The following is a 20346-nucleotide window of genomic DNA, read 5'->3' as shown; positions in this document are numbered from 1 at the left end:
CGGTGGTTGGAGTTGCGGGGCGGATCACTGGAGGATTATGCCTTCCCGAGCCGCACTGATCATTCGGCCCACATGGGTAGCCCATGGGACAGGCGGAGCCTTCGGTCATTTTACCTTGCCGTCCTCCGCCGCCTTCAGCACGCGCAGCACATTGCCGGACCAGATTTTCTGGATATCCGCCTCCGAATAGCCCGCCTTCAGTAAGGCGTTGGTGATCTTCGGCAGGTCTACCACATCCTCAAGGCCGACCACCCCGCCGCCGCCGTCCCAATCGAGGCCGATGCCGACATGGTCCGGTCCCACCACCTTGAGCGCATGGAGCATATGCGCCATGAAATCATCGAAGGTCGCCTTATCCTTTTCAGGATAGAGCCGGTCGATCTCCTGCCGCTTGGACAGCAATTCGGCGCGCTTTTCGGGCGAGAGTTTCGCGTCTTCGCGCATCTGACCCATCAGCGCGGCCATCGCCTTCTGTCGTTCGGGATTGGGCTTGGATGCGCGCAGATAGGCGCCATAGGCGTTCATCTGGATGACCCCGCCCTGCGCCGCCAGCGCTTTCAGATGCGCGTCATCGATGTTGCGCGGATGATCGTAGATCGCCTTGCAGCCCGAGTGAGTCAGCAGCACCGGCGTCTTGGACAGGGCCAACAGATCGTCCAGTACCTGATCCGAACTGTGCGACGCGTCGGGCACGATGCCGAGCCGGTTCATCTCCGCCAGCAATTGCTTGCCCAGTGGGCTGAGGCCGCCATAGCGCGGCCTTTTTGAAGGATCGGTGGAACTGTCGGCAAACTGGTTATGCGCGAAATGGGCAAAGCCCGACACCCGCACGCCGATGTCGTAGAAGGTTTTGAGCAGCGACACATCCTCGCCCAGCGGATAGGCGTTCTCGATCGAGATATAGACGATCCGCTTGCCCGTCGCCGCGATCGGCGCGGCGTCCTTCGCTGTCAGCGCAAGCTGGAAGTTGGCGGGATCGGCGGCCACCATCGACCGGATCGACATGCCGCGCAGCAGCGCGAAGTCACGCGCCTTGCGGAACCCCTCGACCGTCAGCGGTCCCTGCGGCGTGTAGATCGCCCAGAATCCGCCATCCAGGCCGCCCTTCTTCATCCGGGGCAGGTCGACCTGGGTATAGTCACCATGCACATCATGCTCCTCCTCGATCGACCAGCCGGGCAGGTCGAGCGAAGCGGGCGTGTCGAGGTGGCTGTCCAGTGTCAGCATCTTCTGGTGCAATTGATAGACTTTTTTCGGCACAGCCTGCGCTGATGCTGCGGTGGGGAGCAGCGCGATCAGCGCCGCTCCGGCAAGAAGGCAAACTCGCATCAAATCTCCCCGGAAATGGTGAACTGGAAGGTGCGCGGCGACAGCGGCCGGAACGCGCCGTCACCCGATACCGCGGAGGATATGAAGGACAGCCTGTCCTTGTCGAAGATATTGTCGACATTGAAACGCGCCTTCAGGCTCTTCAACGGGCCGACGCTGAAACCATCGCCAATGTCGACATAGGCGCTGAATACCGTATAGCCCGGCACGCTCGACCCCGCGCTGTTGGTGAAGGTCGACCAGCGCCGCGACGTATATTTGCCCGAGACATTGGCCACCAGCCAGCTGGCCGGTTCCACCGTCACGCCGCCGCCGACGATCCATTTCGCGCTGTCGGGCAGGAACTTGCCCGCGATCGGGATCACGGTCGATGCGATGATGTCGTCCTTGAACTTGGCGTTGTTATAGGTGACGTTCAGGTTGCCATAGGCAAGGCCGTTCAGGAAAGAGGGCTTGTAGGTGCCCGCAAATTCCACGCCATAGGCGCGAACGCGTCCGACATTCTGGTAGAATGTCTCGGTCGACGCGCCGCCGCCCGGGACAAAGGTGGTGATCGACTGAATGCGGTTGGCGAATTTGGTATAGAAGGCCGCGATGGAGGCATAAAGCTGCCCCTGATTGGTGCGGAAGCCCAATTCCATATTCTTCGACCGTTCAGGCTTGGGCTGCGGCACCAGAGCCGAAGTTCCGGGGCGGGTGACGGCATAGATGTCGTCCATCCCCTTGGGCAGCGCCATATTCTCGGCATAGGAGGCGAAGATCTGCGATCGGCCGTCCAGCTTGTAGAGCAGGCCCGCCATGGGCAGGAACATGTCGTTATAATGCGCGCTGTTGATCGACGGCCCCCAACCCGGCACGCCGACGCCATTCAGAACGCGATAATAATCGTCGAAGTCGCGATACCCGCTCAGCCGGTAATCCAGCATCAGCCCCTTGAAGCCCAGATCGAGCACCAGCCTGTCATCGGCCAGCTTGATCGTGTCTTTCAGGAAGAGCTGCAAGGTGTCGCGCTGCGACCGATAGTCGCGGCGCAGATAGACCAGTTCGTCCAGATTGGGCGCGCCGTCGGGCGCGCCGTCGGTGGTGTTGTAGCGCGCCTGGGTGCGGTGATATTTGTCGACCTCTGCCCAGATGCCTGCTTCCAGCGCGTTGCTGCCAATCTCCCAGTGCAGCTTGCTGGTGATGCCATAGCGGTCGCCGCCAACGCCGGACTTGCCATATTGCACGCCCCTGGGGGCGGTGACGGCCAGCCCGGCCTGCAACTGCGGCCTGTAGCGGCCGAGCGAATTGGCGTAGCTGTCGGGCGACACGCCATAGCCGTCCTTATCCTCCCAATATAGGGTGGATTCCGCCCATACTCCGTCCGCAATCCCGGCATGGACGGTCGCGCCATAGAGCCGATCCTTGCGAACGTTGATGGCAAGGTTATAAACGGACGTGTAAGCGCTGTTGGAATAGTAGACGCCCGGTACTGTGGGATTGAATCCGGGGGTCGTGTTCGGCACATTTTCGATATAGGCATAGTCGCGCCCACACTGGCCCAGTGCATTTTTCACGGTGCAGTTATATTGGGCGCGGGTGATGGTGGGCGAGTCATAGTCGAGGAAATCGTTCGACACGAATTTCAACCGCGCCCAGCTGTCGCCACCCAGATCCGCGTGGATCTGTCCTTCCCAATGTTCGCGGTCGACGGTGCCGGGGCCGCGCCACAGGTCGCTGTTGAGCTTGGTGCGGCTGACATAGGCCTTGAACGGCCCGATCTGCCCGGTGCTGGCGCGGATGAAGGTGCGCTTCATGTCGAAATCGCCGAAGCTCTGCGACACGAACAGGCCCATCTCGTCCTGCGGGGCGATGCTGTTATACTGCACCACGGGACCAAGGGAGGAATAGCTGGGCAGGCCGACATCGCCCGCCCCGACCGAGGCGACGACCGCGCCCAGATTTTCATTGTCGACATAACGGAACACCGGGCTGCCGCCAAAGGCATCGCTGCGCCCGGTGGGGATGCCGTCGACCACGAAGCCGATCTGGTCGAGGTTGAAAGCGCGGGTCTGGACGCTGTTGCCGAATTCGTAAAGGCCTAGCGCGCCGTCGGTCTGCACGTTGAAGCCGGGTAGCTGCTCCAGCATCTTGAGGCCCGAAATGCCCGAAGGCGCCGATAGCAGCGCCTCCCGCGTCACCGCCACGACATTGCTGATCTTGTCCTCGCCAATCGCTTCGGACGATTGCGAGACGCGGCGCCCCGTGACGGTGATCGCGTTGCTCTCGTCGGCCGAAGCGGGATCCTGTGACCAGGCGGCGGAGGGCAGGCCTGCCACGCAACAGGAGAGTAGGAGTGCCGCATGAGATGCGCGGCGGAAAGCAGGAATCGAAGGCATATTGGCTCCCTGTTGGCCCGTCTGGGGGCGTCACGAGCCTCTCAGGAGCGCGTTCCCAAGGATGCGCCTTTCCACTCCAGTCGCTTCCCTGCTGGCGAACGCTCGGCCTGCCGGACGGGTCTATTGCATAGTTGCAATTTGAAACGAAGCGATGAGGAAAATCCGCTACTCGCTTATGCCTAATCCGAGGATACGGCCATCAGAACAGATCCGTCGGCAGGCAGAGCAATGACGGGTCGTCGCCTGACGAAGTGCGCATCATGCAGTGTACGACGATCATGGGCGACTGGTGGTCGCGACATCGTCGGGTCCTTTCAGGCAAAAGGCGTGGCGAACTCAAGACGAATGCCACCGGGAATGAAGATGAGGAAATGGCGCGTCGAGGAAGTCGGGCTGATGGGGCCGGGCGCGGCATCGACCACCACTTCGGGATGCGCCGTTACTGCGTCCCACGCCGCATCCAGCGCGGCATCGTCGGCGACTGACAGCGAGAGATGATGGAGGCCGATATTGGCGCGCCGGTCGAAGGCCCGGGCGGTGAGCGGGTCAGCCGCGCGCCACAGCGTCAGCAGGATCGCGCCGTCGGACACGAAGATGGACGGATAGTCCGGAACGCCGCCCGTCTCCGCGAAGCCCAGCGTGCCGCAGAAGAAGGCGCGCGCCTGATCGAGATCGGGTACGGTGAGGCCGATGTGATGGACACCCTGGGTGAGCTTGCCGGTCATGATTCCTGTCCTTCCAGTTGGGTAATGCGGGCACGCAGCGCCGCGATTTCGTCGATGAGGGGTTGGGAAGCCCGCCGGACCTCTACCCCGGTGAAGCGCGGGGTGATGTGCTGCGGACAGTTCCAGTCGAAGCCGATGACATCGATCAGGAAGGCGCGCTCGGGCTCTGCCGCATAATCAGGCGGCATCAGCGCGGCGATGTCCGCCGGGTCTTCGCTGGCACGGGCATGTCCAATCATCTTGAGCCGACGGCGGTTTGGATAATCCATCAGGAACAGCGCGACGCGGTCGTCGGCGGCGACATGGGCGGTGGAGAGATATTGCCGATTACCGCGATAGTCCGCGAAACCGATACGATTGCCCGTCACATGCCGCAGGAAACCCGCCGGACCGCCGCGATGCTGGACATAAGGCCATCCATCCTCGGAGACGCTCGCCATGTAGAAGCTGTCGCGGGCCGAGATGAAGTCCAGTTCGCGGTCGGTCAGCCTGTCGACCGGACCGGCACCGGCTTCCATACGGGCATAGGAAGCACGTGATCCGGCAGCCGCCTGCAAGGCTCGGGCGCCGAGACCGAAGAGGGTATGGAGGAAAGTCTGTGCCATGGGCTGGAAATAGCGCGTTGCTACAATGGCGATAATCCGCGATGATTGGTCTTCACTATTTCAATTTGAGGAATAATGGATCGTTTCGAGAGCCTTTCCGCCTTTGTCGCGGTGGCAGACCAGCGCGGCTTTGCAGCGGCAGCGCGGGCGCTGGAAATGTCGCCGCCGGCCGTCACCCGTGCGATCGCGGCGCTCGAACGTCATCTTGGTGTCACTCTGTTCCATCGCTCGACGCGGGCGGTGTCGCTGACGGACGAGGGGGCCGCCTTTCTCGACCGGGCACGGCGCATATTGTCCGAATTGCGCGAGGCGGAGCAGATCGCGATGGGAGGGCGGTCCGTGCCGCGTGGGCAGCTCTATGTGACCGCTCCGGTGATGTTCGGGCGTCTGCATGTGCTGCCTGTCATCAACGCGCTGCTGGCGACCCATGCCGGACTGACAGCACGCATGATGCTGCTCGACCGCAATGTCCGCATCATCGAAGAGGGGATCGACGTGGCGGTGCGGATCGGCGCGTTGACCGACAGCGCGCTGCGGGTGGTGACGATAGGATCGGTGCGGCAGACCATCGTGGCAAGTCCGGCCTATCTTGCCGAGCATGGTGTGCCCAAGAACCCTGCCGATCTCTCGAGGCATCGCTGCGTTGCGGGCAGCGGGGTGCGCGTCGGCAGCGCCTGGCCTTTTGGACCGCGAGGCGAGACAATCGCGGAGGCGGTTCCCCGGCTGACCGTCAATAGTATCGACGCGACCATCGCCGCGGCGGAGGCGGGCGTGGGGCTTGCCAATGTGCTGAGTTACCAGTCCGCAGCGAACATCGCGAGCGGGCGGCTGGCCGAGGTGCTGGCGGATCATGCGCCGCCGCCCATACCGGTGAGCCTGCTCTACGACCCCGGAAGGGCCGCCATGCCTGCGGTTCGCGCCTTCATCGAGGCGATGCGGGAGCAGGCAAGGCAGATGGCGTGGCGTTGATGAAGAATCGCTGTTGAAGCGCGGTTGAATCCCGCCAAAGTTGAGCGCTGCTAAATCCAGCTCATCGATGAAGGCCTCAACCACTCGCACCGGGTTATCCTCGGCGACATAATCATCAAGCGATACAGGCAGAAAGCTATCCTGCCGCCGATCTTGCCCGTCGACGAAATGCCTCATGACCAAGTCTCCCGAAACGCCAGGAAACCCAATCACAAGCAGGCGTTTTTACAGAGCATCGGTCGATGTCCTTCAGCTTGCTCCCCTAATCGCCTCCGGCGTCAGGATCAGGGTGAGGAGAATGAGGGCGATGCCAATATATCCCCAGGCGCCCATGCCTTGCCAGGCGATCTTCATGCTGCCAGCGTTGGAGCGTGACGATCTGGCCAGCCGCATCGCGCAGATCATCGTGCCGGTGACGGCCATCGCCGTCAGCAATGCGCCGAAGAGGAACCAGACGGCTTTCGTCCACAGGCCGCCGAACGTGCCGAAATGCAGCGGATCGGCCATTTCGGAAAGGCGCTGATGCGCGCTCAGTGCGCGTCCATCCAGCCGCGCGACAACCCGCGACGTCGCCGGATCGACCACCACCGCATTGGCGCGGTCGCGTACCAGCCAGGCGGATGATTGGCCCAGAAAGATGACGCCATTGTCGGGTGTGATGCGGATTTCCCGAATATCGAGCGCAGGATCGGCTCTGCGCGCAATGGCAACCAGCCGGTCCAGCGCGACGCTGGTCGGCATCGCACGAGCCGCGATCACGCTTGCTCCCTCAGCCGACATGGCCCGGGCGGTGGCCCCCCATCCCTCGGGCGCCACCCGTGATGATGGCTACTTTTCCTTGCATCCGGCCCATTTCAACCACTCCCAATCTGCTCGGACGCGAGGGTCCACTCGTTGATGTCCCCGATCAGGCGTCGGCCAGGATCAGGTCCGACGCCTTTTCGCCGATCATGATCGCGGCGGCGTTGGTGTTCCCCGAGACGATGCGCGGCATGATCGAGGCGTCCGCCACCCGCAGACCCGCGATGCCCCGTACGCGCAGGCGCGGATCGACGACAGCATGCTCGTCGGCGCCCATCGCGCATGTGCCCACGCCGTGGAAGATGCCGTAACCGAAAGTGCGGGCATGTTCGAGCAGTGACGCCTCTTCATTCTCGTCCGGATGGTCGCCGGCAGGCCCTTCGATTATTGATGCGAGCGCAGGCTGGCGGGATATCTCACAGCTGATGCGAAGACCCGCGGCGATCTTCCGGCGATCCTCGGCAGCGTCGAGGAAGTTGAGCAGGATGCGCGGCTGACGGGTCGCGTCGCCGCTGGCGACATGGATCGATCCGCGGCTTGCCGGACGCAATTGGCAAGCAGCGATGGTGACGCCGGGAAAGCTGTCGATCTCGCCCGTGGCGGGATCGGCCGAGGCGCTCACCATATTGACCTGTATGTCCGGGATGTCGAGCACCGCCTCGCTGCGGACAAACCCCATGACAGTGGCAGGCGGCGCGGATAGCGCCCCCTTCCGGGCGAACAGATATTTCGCCACCTCGCCCATCAGGCCGACGCCGCTCACCGCCGTGTTGATCGACGGGGTGCCCGGCCGCAGGCGGAAGCGCAGCATGGTGCACCAATGGTCCTGAAGGTTCTTGCCCACGCCCGCCAGCGGGTGGCGCACCTCGATGCCTGCCGCACGCAGGATCGCCGGATCGCCGATGCCCGAAAGTTCGAGCAACTGCGGGGAATTGACCACGCCTCCGCACAGGATGACTTCCCCCCGGCAGGCGATCTCGCGCGTCTCGCCGCCCTTGCGGACACGCACCCCCTTCGCCCGGCCCTCCTCGATGAGGATGCCGGTCACCAGAGTGTCGGTTTCGACCTTGAGGTTCTTGCGGTGCATGATCGGGTGGAGATAGGCGACCGCGCTCGACCGGCGCCGCCCGCGCCGCTGGGTGGCCTGGATATAGGCAAAGCCCTCCGGATCGCCCCGATTATAGTCATCGACCAGCCTGTGTCCCGCCTGCGAGGCGGCTGCGAGAACGGCGTCCGAAACGGGATCGCGGGGGACGTCGGAAACCGTCAGCGGGCCACCGGCGCCATGGGCGTCGTCCGCCCCCCGGCATTGGTCCTCGCTGCGCTTGAACAGAGGCAGGACATCGCTCCATCCCCAGCCGGTGCAACCAAGCTGCGACCACAGGTCGTAATCCGCCGCCTGTCCGCGCACATAGATCATGCCATTGATGGAAGAGCTGCCGCCGAGGACGCGTCCGCGCGGGTACGGCGCGGACCGGCCCGCGTTGATCCCGCCCAGTTCCGACGTGTAGTTCCAGCTAAGCGGCGGAGCCTCCATCGTATAGCGGTATCCGGCGGGAATGTGGATCAGGCTGTTCAGGACAAACTGCCGGGGATTGCGGAACGGACGATCATCGCCCCCGGCCTCGATCAGCAGGACGCGGTTGCCCGTCCGCGCACTGAGACGGTTGGCCAGGACGCAGCCCGCCGACCCCGCGCCGACTATGATATAGTCGAACTCCATGTCGTCCTCCCGTCCGTCCTGCGAATCTGTCAGGCGGCGACCGCGCCCATCGCCTTTTCCAGGCGGAAACCTTCATAGCCGCCCTCCGCCACCGCTGCGCACCTGTTGCGGTAGGCATCGAGACCGGCGAGATAGAAGGAAAAGACGCGCGGTTTGCCGGGAATATTGGCACCCATGGCCCAGGAGTCCGCATTTACCATCAGCGTGTAGTTGGCCACCTCGCCCACGTGCGCAACCCATTCTTGTTGGGCTGGTTCGCTGGCCTCAATTGTCGTGTAGCCGTTCCGACGCATCTGCTCGATGCAATCGCCGACCCATTCGACCTGCTGCTCGATCGCCAAGGGAGCGTTGACTATGATCGAAGGGCTCTGCGCGCCGTCGATCATGAACAGGTTGGGAAAGCCTGCGATGGCGATGCCGAGGTAGGTCTGCGGTCCGGACGACCACACGTCCCCGAGCGAAAGGCCACCTTTACCGGTGATCTTCAGCTTGAGCACGGCCCCGGTCACAGCATCGAATCCAGTCGCCAGGACGATATCGTCGAATGCATGGACTGCACCACCCGCGACGATCCCTTCGGCACAGAACCGTTCGAGCGGCGCTTTCCTCAGGTCCACCAGCTGGACGTGCGGGAGATTGAAGGTTTCATAGTAGTTGGTGTCAAGGCACGGCCGCTTGGCACCGAACGGATATGCCTGCGAGGTCAGGACAGCAGCTGTCTCCGGGTCGTTCACCTTGGCCCGGATCTTGCGCTTGATGAAATCGGCGGCAAGGTCGTTCGCTTCCTGGCTGAGCAGGATGTCACGGAAGGACTGGATGAAAGCGAAGCCGCCCAACGTCCAGCAGCGCTCGAACTCGGCCTCGCGCTCCTCGTCACTGACCTCAAGCGCACTGCGCGTGCTCAGCATCCAGCTCAGCCCTCCCGAAGAGGCGCGACGCACCTCGCGGTCCCTGGCGAATTGCCCGTGCTTCTGCCGAATCTCGTCCGCCGAGAGCGCGCGATTTTCGGCCGGCAGGCTGAAGGCCGGGGTGCGCTGGAAAACCGTCAGGCTGGCCGCTTCCTGGCCGATGACCGGGATGCTCTGCACGCCAGACGAGCCGGTGCCGATGATTCCGACCCGGCGGCCGGTGAAGTCGACAGGATCCTCCGGCCAGCGGGCGGTATGGAACAGGCGGCCCTTGAATTCCTCCATGCCGGCAAAGGGGGGCGTGTTCACCGAAGTCAGCGGTCCCACCGCGAGAATGAAGTAGCTGGCACGGAAGGTGCCGCCGCGATCGGTCTCGACCAGCCAGCTTTGCCTGTCCTCTTCGAAGGTAGCTGCCGTGGCCGTCGTCTCGAACAGGATGTCGCGGCGCAGGTCCAGCGTGTCGGCGACATAGGACAGATAGTTCTGGATCACGGGCCCCTTGGAATAGCGCTCCGGCCAGTCCCACCCGCGCTCGATCTCGTCCGAGAACTGATACTGGTAATCGGTCGATTCCACGTCACAGCGCAGGCCCGGATAGCGGTTCCAGTACCACGCCCCGCCCACGTCCTTGCCCGCCTCGATCAGCTTGGCCGACAAGCCCTTCTCCCGCAGGTTGTGCAGCATGTACAGCCCGGCAAAGCCGGCGCCGACCACGATCGCGTCTACTTCATTCGTCATTGGACACATCCTTTGGAAGCCGGTGAGATAAGACCATGCTGCTGCATGTCGGCGAGGTGCTTGTGCAGATACGCCTCCGTCAGGGCCGGTGGCGCTTCGCTGCCGTCGTTCCGCAGCGCGTGGGCGAAGGCCCCTCCCGCACGGACCTGGCTCCGCGTCATGGGCGCGGCGAAGGCGGAAAGAATCGGCAGGGCGCTGGACTGACGAGCCTGGGCGGGCAGGCGCTCCAGCCGTGCCTCAAGCTGCGCCAGCCATTCCGAATGGCTGCTTGCCCGATCGAGGGGGTAGCCGGCCGATTCGATCCAGTCGGCGATGCGGTCGAGCGAGGCCGAACCCGTTTCGATGGAGGGAGCAACGTCGAAGCTGCGATAGCCTGGCTCGCCGGCCAGTGCGAGATCGACCATGGCGCGGGCGACATGGTCGACCGGCAAGCCTTCAAACCCTGCCGGGTCGGCGGCATCGGCATAGAAGGAAGGCGGGCGTACCCCCGCCAGCACGAGACTGGCCAGAAGGCGGATGAACAGGTCCGGGACGTTGATCTGCCCGACGAATTTTCGATGCGCCATCAGCATCCCGCACCGGAACACATTGACCGGCAGGCCGAACTGCTCATGCGCATGGCGCAGCAGCACCTCGCCGGCCCATTTGCTGGCGGCATAGCCGACAGCATAGTCATCGCCGAGCGCAATCCGGGGCAGGGCGGCGCGTATGTCGGCCGTTTCCAGATCGGCCCCGCCGACGCCGGGCAATCCCGAGACCGCCCGGGAGGAGACGAAGTCGATCGGTTTGATCCGCCCGGCAAGCGCCAGTTCGATAAGGGCGAGAGTCCCTGCCACATTGGGTTGGAACAGGTCCTTGTAGGACATGCGGTGGTTGACCAGTGCGCCGACATGGACGATCCGGTCCACCCGTTGGGCGAGATCGTCCCGAACGGCTGCATCGATGCCAAGGCCCCGCTCGCCCAGATCGGCGGCAATGACCTCGAGATGGTCGGCCGCAAGCTCGCTGAACCGCTTCGCAAGTTCGGCGTCATCTGCGCCGTAGGCGTCTTCGAGCCGGCGCCGCGCATCCGCCTCGTCCACGCCCCGGACCAGGGCGATCACCCTGCCGCCCAGCGGGGCGAGGCGCTCCAGCCATTCGAGCGTGACGAAACGGCCCAGAAATCCGTTCGCGCCGGTCACCAGCACCACGCGCGTCAAGGCCGCATCCTTGGCGGGACTCGCGCCCCTGCCCACCCCGTCCGGCAGCAGGCGCGCGGGGTCGAGGTCCGCAGCCTCAAGCACCTGCGCATTTTCGCCATGGACAGCGGCGAAGGTCAGGCTGTCCTCCTCCTGGCCGCCGCGAAGCATTTCGGCCCAGCGCCGCGGACCGCCGCTGGGGCTGAGGATGGCGCTGGCCGAGATGGCGGTTCCGAAGACATCTTCCAGCAGCATGGACAGGGTGATCGCGTCGAAGGAATCGCCGCCAAGGTCAAGAAAGCTGGGGTTGCCCGACAAATCGATATCGTCACGCCCCAGCGTAGCACGCAGGGCAAGCGCGATGCGCTCCTCGATCGTCAGACCCGAGTCCGGATTGCGCAGCATCAGCACCTCTTCGCGCTGGCGCGCCGCAATGCCATCATAGAGCGATTCCAGGCGCTCCTGATATTTGCGGTTGAACGCGGCCCTGAGCGGCTTGCGAATGGTGGACAGCAGACCGCTTTCGATCGTGAAGGGTTCATCCTCGATGATGAAATCGCGCGGGATTTCGAACTTGCGCAGACCGGCCTTGTGCGCGGCCTCGGCCAGGCCGGCGTGAAGCAGGCTGCGCAGTTCCGTCTCGTCAGGGGCATGGCCCAGCCGCCCGGCCGCAAGGTCGCGGTCGGGCACGATCACCGCGACCAGATTGGGCCGGAACGAGGTGCCATAGAGATAGATCTGCCTGATCCAGGGAACCGACCCGGCATATTCGATCTCCAACTGGCTCAGCGCGACATATTCGCCCTGGGAAAGTTTCAGCACATTATTCCGCCGGTCGATCCAGACCAGTTCCTCGCCCTCGCGCAGTTCGAACACATCGCCGGTCAGGATCCAGCCATTCTCGTCGCGGATCCCGGCCGTGGCCTTGGCATCCTTGTAATAGCCGGGAATGGCGCTGCGCGTCTTGACTGCCAGTTCGCCGCGCGGCCAGGGGCGGTCGGTATTTGAATAGCCGAGCTCAGGCACGTCGCGCAGCTCGAAATCCGTGACGAAGCGGCGGTCGAGCCGGCCGTCGAAGGTCACGCCCGAGGTTTCGGTCGAGCCATAGCCTACGCATAGCGGAACGCCGAACGTATCCATGAAGAATTGGCGCAGCTCTCGCGATATCGGGGCGCCGCCGACCACTGCAAAGACCAGCCGGTCGCCCAGGAACGTCTTTGCCATGGCCTGGCGAACCGCGGTCTCCGCCTCGGTCCGGTCCTGGCCCCTGCTCACCCGGTGCAGGACCTCGCCAAGGAAATATTGGTAGATCTGCTCGATCACGCGAGGAAACAGGTTGAGGTGGGTCGGCCGGCTGATCCGCAGGTCGTCGAACAGCGAGGACATGTCGCTCTTCAGGGTGAAAAACACCGTCCCACCCTGGGCGAGGGTACGGAACACATGCGAGTAGCCGAGCGAGTGGTTCATCCCCGCGAAGATGAGCGCGATATTGGCCTGCGGCTTGTCCACCTGAAGGATCGGCAGGCGCACGATCGCCTCGCTGTAGATCGCCCCCTTGGGCTTGCCCGTGCTGCCCGATGTGTAGAGGATCGCCAGCATGGCATCCTGGCCAGCGGGATCCGCCGGGAGCGGTTCGAATGTCCGCTCCCGCCCAAAGGCGATCAGTTCGTCGATGGTGGCGAGGGCGATTGCGTGGCCGGCTTGGGCCAGGGCCGCGCGCGCGCGCGCGATGATTCCCGCATCCTCGTCGATGCGGAGATCGGCCGACAGCACGACGAAGCTGCGCAGGGAGGGCGTGGCGAGGGCGAAGGGGACCATCCGCTCCACATCGCGGATGTCGACCAGCATCGCTGCCGGCGCAATCTCGTCCAGGATCGTGCGGGTGTCCTCCGCCGCCTGGGACGCCAGCAGGGGCACGTGCACCGCCTGGGCGAAGATCGCCGCGAGTATGCCGGTGGTGATGTCAATTCCCGGCTGGCCGAACAGCGCAACGAATTCACCCGGCCGGACGATGTGCTCGTCATGCCGTCGCCAGGCTGTGGCAAGTCCGGTCACCCTTTGCCCAAGTTCGGCATAGCTGATCGTGGAGAACGCATCGAGATAGTCGCGCACCCGCGTGGCTTCTTCCGTCTCCACCATGCGCCAGGCGCGCTCGCCCAGCGCGGGATGATTGGCATAGGCATCGAACAGCAGCGAATAGGCCTGGGTCAGCGGAAATCCTGGCTGGACGATCGCAGCTGTGACGCGATCGTCAGGCTGGATAGCCCGGAGCTGCTCATCGACTGGCGGGCTCTCCCCGGGAAGGGTTGCCACGTCCGCCCATTCGTCCACCTCTTGGGTCATCCTCTTCTCCTCTTGGGCCGACTGAAGACGGCCCCTTTGTGAAGCATTCACTTCCTTTCATGTCAAGACGCAGACTGGACTATACGCCCGTGCCGGAATAACTGGACCAGGGGATGGCCCGCATATTCAGGCATTTTTCCAAGGCTTCCGGGCCCTCGACACGAAGGCCGAAGCAGGAAAAAAAGCTATTGGAAGGACGTGAATGCATGAATCTTCGACCTTCAACAGCCGGCGAACCGCCAGCCACAGCACGGCGGCGTCGAAGGCCAACGGAAGAGGTCCGCGCCCTTATCCTGGCCGCCGCACGTTCGGAATTCGCTGAAAAAGGAATGGCCGGGGCGAAGACGCGGAAAATTGCGGAGCTGGCAGGTATATCCGAGCGGCTTCTGTTCAAATACTTCGTCAACAAGGCTCAATTATTTAGAATATCGATAGTGGAGCCTTTTCGTGACAAGATAAATGACCTGCATGCCGAACTGGATTCGATGGCGCCGGATATCAGGGAAAGGAACTTGCACGGCGCGCAGGAAACCTATCTTTTCCTCAGCAAGAATAGCGACCTTTTGAAGGCCTTGATAAAATCGAGCGAAATTGGTCGTGAGATAGGATATAGCCTGTCGGATTTATTATCCGGATCGGCCGACAGAATTCGGGAGCAGCACGTCAATTCTCAAACGGTCCCGATAGTCGAGCCGGGACGGGCAGTTCGTTATGCCTTTGCAATGGTGGCCGGTTCCGTCCTTCTGCACGACTGGCTATACCCGGATTCCGAGATCGGAACCGAGAATGACATGGCGTCAGTGACTGCAATCATACACAAGATTCTTCATCCGAACCTCTAATACCAAGTCCTCACCTGTCATCCATTCGTTATGGTGAAATTTCTACTATTGGCGTCATTCCCCCCGCCGCGGCCGCCGCGAATGTCGCCGGTGAGTAGCCAAGTGCAGATCTTTGCCCCCGCGAACACCGCATCCCAATTGCCTCGGCAGGGCCAACGAATATGCGCAACTCGTCGAAAGCCTCATCCCACCGGGAACGCGGATCACGGTTCCGGCAGGTTCCATGCTGTTTGCGGTCGACCTGAACCGACCGACCCACGATAATCTAGTGCCGGCGATAGCGGCGGCGGCTGTCGGCCTTGGCCGGGCTTGTTCCTTCGTTACTGCACGTTTGCCCAGCGAAAAGCAGTACCTGGCGTTTCCCTCTCCGCCTCCGGCCGCGGCACTTCTAACCAAGATGTCCGGCGATCGCCCGAATCATGAGTTATCGCCATTCATCATTATGTTACAGTATTATGACATTGGTGAGACAATGCAGTATGTCACTGTTTTAATGCCAAAAAAATATAGAACCGGAGACTGAAGCGGTCTTGTTATGGTGTCATGATTCTGCAATATTCATAGCGATAATAGAAAGATTTTTTTGGAGAATATCGATGAGGAAGGTGGCGGCGATTCTTGTTCTGGCCTTGGCGGCACAAGGCTCGACTGAGGCATTTGCTGCTGATGAGACGATTGTCGTGGGTGTTTCTGATCGTGGTCTTGCATCGGCAGCGCTGCTTTCAGGCGATTACCGTGATGCGGCCCGTCGCTTGGAGTCGCTGCGTTCTGATTTTGCTGATGATCCGGCGCGTCTCATCAATCTTGGGAATGCTTATGCTGGCATGGGCAGACTCAAGTCCGCGCGAAATGCTTATCAAGCGGCTAGCTTCGCACCGGACACCGTTCTGATTACGGCGGATGGGCGACAAAGCTATTCGCGCGAAATTGCGCGCAATGCTATACGGCGTCTGAAGACGAATTTCGCCATGCGTTGAGTCAACTGGCAAGGCGCGCCTATTTCGCAGTGGCGCGCATGTTTCATAGAAGCCACTTGGCGCTGAGTTGATCGAGCGTCATAAAGTTGTCATCTTAATTTCTCTGATCTGTCATTTCGGTGAAACCTCCTTGTCTTTTATGACGCCTAGGTGCTCCAGCCAGGGCGACAGGGGGCGTTGTCCGATTCGTTTTCCCCTTGCGCTCCGCAACCAATTTTAAACCGGCTCAAGCCGGAGCGGAGACCTCATGGCCAAGCATAACCGTTTTCACACCCTTTTAATGGCGAGCTGTGCGTGCGCCGCACTGAGCGCCTGTGGCGCCGATGATATCGCTTCGCCCGGTACCGGCGGTAATGTGATCATCAACCCGACGCCCACGCCCACGCCCACGCCGACGCCGACTCCCACCCCGACTGCGATCACAGCCGCCGCTGGCTGTCCGACAATCGCCGATCCCAAAGGGCTGGCTGACGAAGGCACCATTTCCGGTTCCAATGGCGATACCTGGCGCGTCTGCACGCTGCCTTCGATCATCGCTAAAAGCATCACCTTGCCGAAGATCGCCGGGCTCGTCTATCAGATCAAGGGCCGCGTCGATGTCGGCTGCGATAGCGGTTTCGCGGCGCCAACCGCATCAGCGCCGCTCACTAGTTCGACCGTCGGTTGCACTGCGGCCAATGGCTTCTCGTTGACCGGTGGTCAGCTGACCGCCGATACCAATGTAACGTTGACCATTGATCCTGGCGTCGTTCTTTATGGTGGCACCGGCACTAGCTGGCTGGCCGTCAACCGCGGCAACAAGATCAATGCAGTCGGCACTGCGAGCTTGCCGATTGTCTTCACCAGTCGCGACAATCTCAACGGTAACGCCACCGAAAACTCGATCGGTCAGTGGGGCGGCGTTGTTCTGCTCGGCCGTGCGCGTACCACTGACTGCAACAGCGGCTCGGTCGCTGCCGACACTTGCGAACGTCAGACGGAAGGCTCGGCCGATCCGGCAACTTTCGGCGGTCGTGACGACGCCTATAATGCGGGCACCATGAAATATGTGCAGATCCGCTATTCGGGCTATGTGCTTGGCGCCAATACCGAACTCCAGGCGCTGACCGGGGAAGGCATCGGCAGCGGCACCACGCTGGACTATATCCAAAGCTTCAATAGCTCGGACGATGGCGCGGAATTCTTCGGTGGCACCGTGCGAATGAAGCACTATATCGCGGCCGGGGCGGACGATGACAGCCTCGACGCCGACACGGGCATCCAAGGGCGTTTCCAGTACGTTCTGTTGGTACAACGCCCAGGCCAGGGCGACGCTCTGATGGAAATCGACAGCAATGGCCTGGAAAGCGACACGCCGCGGCAGAACACGATTGTGGCGAACTTCACAGCGCTTCAGCCCAATGTCAGCAGCAATAATGAAGCGAATGACCAGGCGTCCATTCTGAACCGCGGCAATAGTGACCTGACGCTGGTCAACGGCATTGTCGCCACCCCGAATAATGAGTGCGTCCGCTTGCACGGCACCGGGACGGCTTCCACCCGCGCTACGCTGACGGCCCGTTCGGTTCTACTGCAGTGCAATGCGACGAAGTTCATCGGTTCGGGCAGCGGTTCGACCGCCTACACCGCAGCCGACGTCGCGTCGCTCTTCACCGGCAACAACAACAATGTGTCCTATACCTCGTCGCTAAGCGCCGTGTTCATCAACGGAACGAACGAAACGACGGGCGTAACCGCGACCGACGCGAAGACACTGGACGCCTTCTTCGACACGACGACCTATGTCGGCGCGGTCAAGGATGCGAACGACACCTGGTTCGCGGGCTGGACCTGCAACTCGGCCTTCGCGCCGTTCGACAACACGAGCACCGCTCGCCGCGCCTGCACCTCGGTGCCGCTGTAAAACCGGCCTGAGCTAATGCGGGGCGGGATGAGGTCTTCACTGGCCGCATCCCGCCCCGATGCTTGCACTTGATAAAATTAGGGGACTTCCGATGGCGACGCCGCTCAACTTCGCGGGCCTGCTGCTTCTTTCTTCCGCGCTGGTTGCGCCGGCTGCTCTAGCGCAGGAAGCGACCGCGCCCGCCGATGCCACCATCAGCCAACCGGAATCGGCCGATCCGGCGGAACAGCCCGGCCGTTCCGCCGCCGAGGCGACGCCCGACGTTTCGATCCCCGGTTCGGACATCATTGTGACTGGGCGGCGCGGCTCCAACATCCAGAAGAGCGTCCCAGCCGTGGTGTCCATCCTGTCCTCGGCGGACATCGCGCGCACGGGCGACGGCAATATCGCGGGTGCGCTTGGCCGCGTGACCGGCATGTCCGTGGTCGGCAACGGCTTTGTCTATGTCCGCGGCCTTGGCGATCGCTATTCGCTTGCGCTGCTCAACGGTTCGCCCTTGCCGAGCCCCGAGCCGCTGAAGCGCGTCGTCCCGCTGGACCTGTTCCCGACCAATATCGTCTCCTCCTCGCTGGTTCAGAAGAGCTATTCGGCCAACTATCCCGGCGAGTTCGGCGGCGGTGTCATCAACCTGACCACGACCGTCATCCCGGCAGAAAGCTTCGTGACGATCAGCGGCGGCATTGGCGCCAATGACGAAAGCAGCTTCCAGCCGGGCTACAGCTACTTTGGCAGCAAAAGCGACTGGACCGGTTTCGACAACGGCAGCCGCGATCTGCCACCGGCACTTGCAGCTTTTTTCCGCAGCGGTGAGCGCATCAGTTCGGGCAATGTCGATACGCCTGAAATTGCCGGCCAACTCGTTCGCTTCAGCAATGCGACGGTGCAGCGAATTTCCGATCTCGATCCCAATTATTCGGCAACGATCGCGGGCGGCACCTCGTTCGATCTGGGCGGTTCCACGCTCGGTGTGATCGCAACCGCTGGCTATAGCAACAAGTGGGTCGTACGCGACCAGCGTCAGCAGAATTCGATTACTCCGGACCTTTCCGCGCTCAACTCGGATTTTCAGCGAGTCACGACCGACAACCGCATCATCGTCAACGCCCTCATGGGCTTGGGACTGGAGTTTGGCGACAACAAGATTCGCTGGACGAACCTCTATATTCGCGACACGTTGAAGCATACTCGTCTCGGCATCGGCAATACACAGACCCAGCCGACCTCCGACATCATGGAGCAGGACACGGCCTGGTATGAGCGGCAGCTGATCGATACTCAGCTGGTGGGCGAATTCAAGTTCAGCCCCGAATTCAGTCTGGACGTGCGCGGCGGCTTCGCCAATTCGCAACGCGAGGCACCAGACGAACTGTCCTTTGAATATATTCGCACCAATTCGGATGCCGACCCCTTCGGCAACCTGTTTATCAACCGCCTGAACGGCAATACAGGTCAGACGGCCACCGTCAGCTATTCAGACCTCAATGAAGATCTATGGTCGGGTGGTTGGGATTTCACCTGGCGACCGTCACCGGCGCTGGGCGCGACGGTGGGCTACGCCTATGTCAGCACCAACCGCACCAGCTCGCGTCGCGACTTCCAGTTCCGCGCGTCGAGCGATATGCCCGAGGGCGTGGGGGTGTTGCGGCCCGATCTGCTGTTGGCGCCCGGGATCGTCGACTATTTCAATATCGGTTTGATTGAGACGAACGAAGGCAATCCGGCTTTCCGTGCGACACTGAAAAACCATGCGGGCTATGGCAAACTGAACTGGCAGATAACGCCGGAACTGTCGATTGATGCCGGCGTCCGCTATGAAACAGCAAAGCTAGCTGTCGCACCGTTACAGGTGTTCAGCACGCCTGGCGCCAGCACCGCCTCCACGCAGCTCAACAATAATTATTGGCTGCCCAGCGCGACGCTGACCTGGCAGGTTCAGGCAGACATGCAGGTTCGCCTGAACGCTTCCAAGACTATTGCTCGTCCGCAATTCCGCGAGTTGATCTATCAATTCTATTTCGATCCGGACAGCAACCGCCGGTACCAGGGCAACCCCCATTTGCAGGATAGCGAACTTTTCAACGCGGAAGCGCGCTACGAATGGTATTTCGCGCGCGATCAGCGTTTCTCGATTGCAGGCTTCTTCAAGAAGATCGACAAGCCGATCGAGACCTTCATCACACTCAACGGAGACAATTTCGTCACCAGCTTCGCCAATGCGCCAAAGGCAAATCTCTATGGGGGCGAAGTCGAGTTGCAGAAATATATCGACTTGTCGGGCGTAGGAAGCGATCCCTTTTTCGCCTCCCGCCGATTGGTTGCCATCGCCAACTATACCTATACCAAGTCCAAATTGAAGGTCGGCCCGAATGACGCCGTGGCGGTTTTCGGCGCGTCCTCGACTCTGGCGACCGACTATTTCCGAAACGGCGCATCGCTAACCGGGCAGTCGGACCATTTGGTGAATTTCCAGCTTGGCGTCGAGGATCAGGAAAGCCTCTCGCAGCAGACACTGATATTCTCCTATGCCAGCAAGCGCGTGACAAGCCGCGGCCTTGCCAATCAGAACCAGCCTGATGTTTATGAATATCCCGGCCTTAATCTGGACTTTGTCGCGCGACAGGGCTTGCGCGTGGCGGGTCGGCAGTTCGATGTGAAGTTTGAAGCCCGAAATATTCTCGGCAATAACTATAAGGAAACTCAGTCCAACGGGACTAACACCGTGATCTACAATAAATACCGTATCGGCCGAACCTTCAATTTTTCACTGTCGACCACTTTCTGATATTATTCGGTTCCTCATGGCGTGGCCGATCGGTGAGCGATCGGCCATAGCCTGTCAATCTTGCCTGCAAAGCGGCCTCCGTCGTGAGGCAAGCAACGCGGCTGGGAAAGGAAGTCGTCGTCCCTGCCCTAATGAGGGGCGGAGG

The 20346-nt window shown here is 61.8% G+C and carries 13 protein-coding genes; 5 read left to right on the top strand and 8 right to left on the bottom strand.

What is annotated here, in order from left to right; genetic code table 11:
• Positions 1-105: 105 nt before the first annotated feature.
• The 4 genes from ACN9MX_RS15990 to ACN9MX_RS15975 all read right to left on the bottom strand — a co-directional run bounded on the left by ACN9MX_RS15990 (position 106) and on the right by ACN9MX_RS15975 (position 5037).
• Positions 106-1329 (bottom strand): dipeptidase, encoded by a 1224-nt coding sequence (locus tag ACN9MX_RS15990; protein ID WP_363832610.1) that lies wholly within the window; start codon positions 1327-1329, stop codon positions 106-108.
• Positions 1329-3707 carry a TonB-dependent receptor gene (locus ACN9MX_RS15985; RefSeq protein ID WP_363832612.1) on the bottom strand — a complete coding sequence of 793 codons (2379 nt, stop codon included), beginning with the start codon at positions 3705-3707 and terminating at the stop codon, positions 1329-1331. The genes ACN9MX_RS15990 and ACN9MX_RS15985 overlap by 1 nt, the downstream gene beginning before the upstream one ends.
• Before the next feature lie 314 nt (positions 3708-4021).
• Positions 4022-4432 carry a VOC family protein gene (locus ACN9MX_RS15980; RefSeq protein ID WP_363832615.1) on the bottom strand — a complete coding sequence of 137 codons (411 nt, stop codon included), beginning with the start codon at positions 4430-4432 and terminating at the stop codon, positions 4022-4024.
• Positions 4429-5037: a pyridoxamine 5'-phosphate oxidase family protein gene (locus ACN9MX_RS15975; protein ID WP_363752717.1), complete on the bottom strand. Its 609-nt coding sequence runs from the start codon at positions 5035-5037 to the stop codon at positions 4429-4431. The genes ACN9MX_RS15980 and ACN9MX_RS15975 overlap by 4 nt, the downstream gene beginning before the upstream one ends.
• 75 nt (positions 5038-5112) lie before the next feature.
• Between ACN9MX_RS15975 and ACN9MX_RS15970 the strand changes: the two genes are divergently transcribed.
• Positions 5113-6006, top strand: coding sequence for a LysR family transcriptional regulator (locus ACN9MX_RS15970; protein WP_363832618.1), 894 nt, complete (start codon positions 5113-5115; stop codon positions 6004-6006).
• Positions 6007-6255: 249 nt separating this feature from the next.
• Here the strand turns inward: ACN9MX_RS15970 and ACN9MX_RS15965 are convergent, their stop codons facing one another.
• The 4 genes from ACN9MX_RS15965 to ACN9MX_RS15950 form a co-directional block, all read right to left on the bottom strand.
• Positions 6256-6765 (bottom strand): PepSY-associated TM helix domain-containing protein, encoded by a 510-nt coding sequence (locus tag ACN9MX_RS15965; protein WP_363832620.1) that lies wholly within the window; start codon positions 6763-6765, stop codon positions 6256-6258.
• A gap of 148 nt (positions 6766-6913) precedes the next feature.
• Positions 6914-8530, bottom strand: a complete 1617-nt coding sequence (locus tag ACN9MX_RS15960; protein ID WP_363832623.1) for a GMC family oxidoreductase — start codon at positions 8528-8530, stop codon at positions 6914-6916.
• A gap of 29 nt (positions 8531-8559) precedes the next feature.
• Positions 8560-10176 carry a flavin-containing monooxygenase gene (locus ACN9MX_RS15955; RefSeq protein WP_363832625.1) on the bottom strand — a complete coding sequence of 539 codons (1617 nt, stop codon included), beginning with the start codon at positions 10174-10176 and terminating at the stop codon, positions 8560-8562.
• Complete coding sequence (locus tag ACN9MX_RS15950; protein ID WP_363832627.1) at positions 10173-13697, bottom strand: thioester reductase domain-containing protein; 3525 nt, start codon at positions 13695-13697, stop codon at positions 10173-10175. The genes ACN9MX_RS15955 and ACN9MX_RS15950 overlap by 4 nt, the downstream gene beginning before the upstream one ends.
• Positions 13698-13810: 113 nt before the next feature.
• Here ACN9MX_RS15950 and ACN9MX_RS15945 point away from each other — a divergent pair, with 113 nt between their 5' ends.
• The 4 genes from ACN9MX_RS15945 (at position 13811) to ACN9MX_RS15930 (ending at position 20201) form a co-directional block, all read left to right on the top strand.
• The gene (locus tag ACN9MX_RS15945; RefSeq protein ID WP_363832630.1) at positions 13811-14539 is read left to right on the top strand and encodes a TetR/AcrR family transcriptional regulator; all 729 of its coding nucleotides are present in this window, start codon (positions 13811-13813) and stop codon (positions 14537-14539) included.
• A 596-nt stretch (positions 14540-15135) separates the two neighbouring features.
• A complete protein-coding gene (locus ACN9MX_RS15940; RefSeq protein WP_363832633.1) occupies positions 15136-15516 on the top strand; it encodes a tetratricopeptide repeat protein in 381 nt (126 codons plus the stop codon).
• A gap of 247 nt (positions 15517-15763) precedes the next feature.
• Positions 15764-17419, top strand: a complete 1656-nt coding sequence (locus ACN9MX_RS15935; RefSeq protein ID WP_363736702.1) for a hypothetical protein — start codon at positions 15764-15766, stop codon at positions 17417-17419.
• Between the two features lie 91 nt (positions 17420-17510).
• Positions 17511-20201, top strand: coding sequence for a TonB-dependent receptor domain-containing protein (locus tag ACN9MX_RS15930; RefSeq protein ID WP_363832636.1), 2691 nt, complete (start codon positions 17511-17513; stop codon positions 20199-20201).
• Positions 20202-20346: the final 145 nt, after the last annotated feature.

Source organism: Sphingobium sp. R-21 (assembly GCF_049913335.1).
GTDB lineage: Bacteria > Pseudomonadota > Alphaproteobacteria > Sphingomonadales > Sphingomonadaceae > Sphingobium.
Note: the sequence above shows the minus strand (reverse complement) of the source record. Positions and strands in the feature narration are given on the sequence as shown.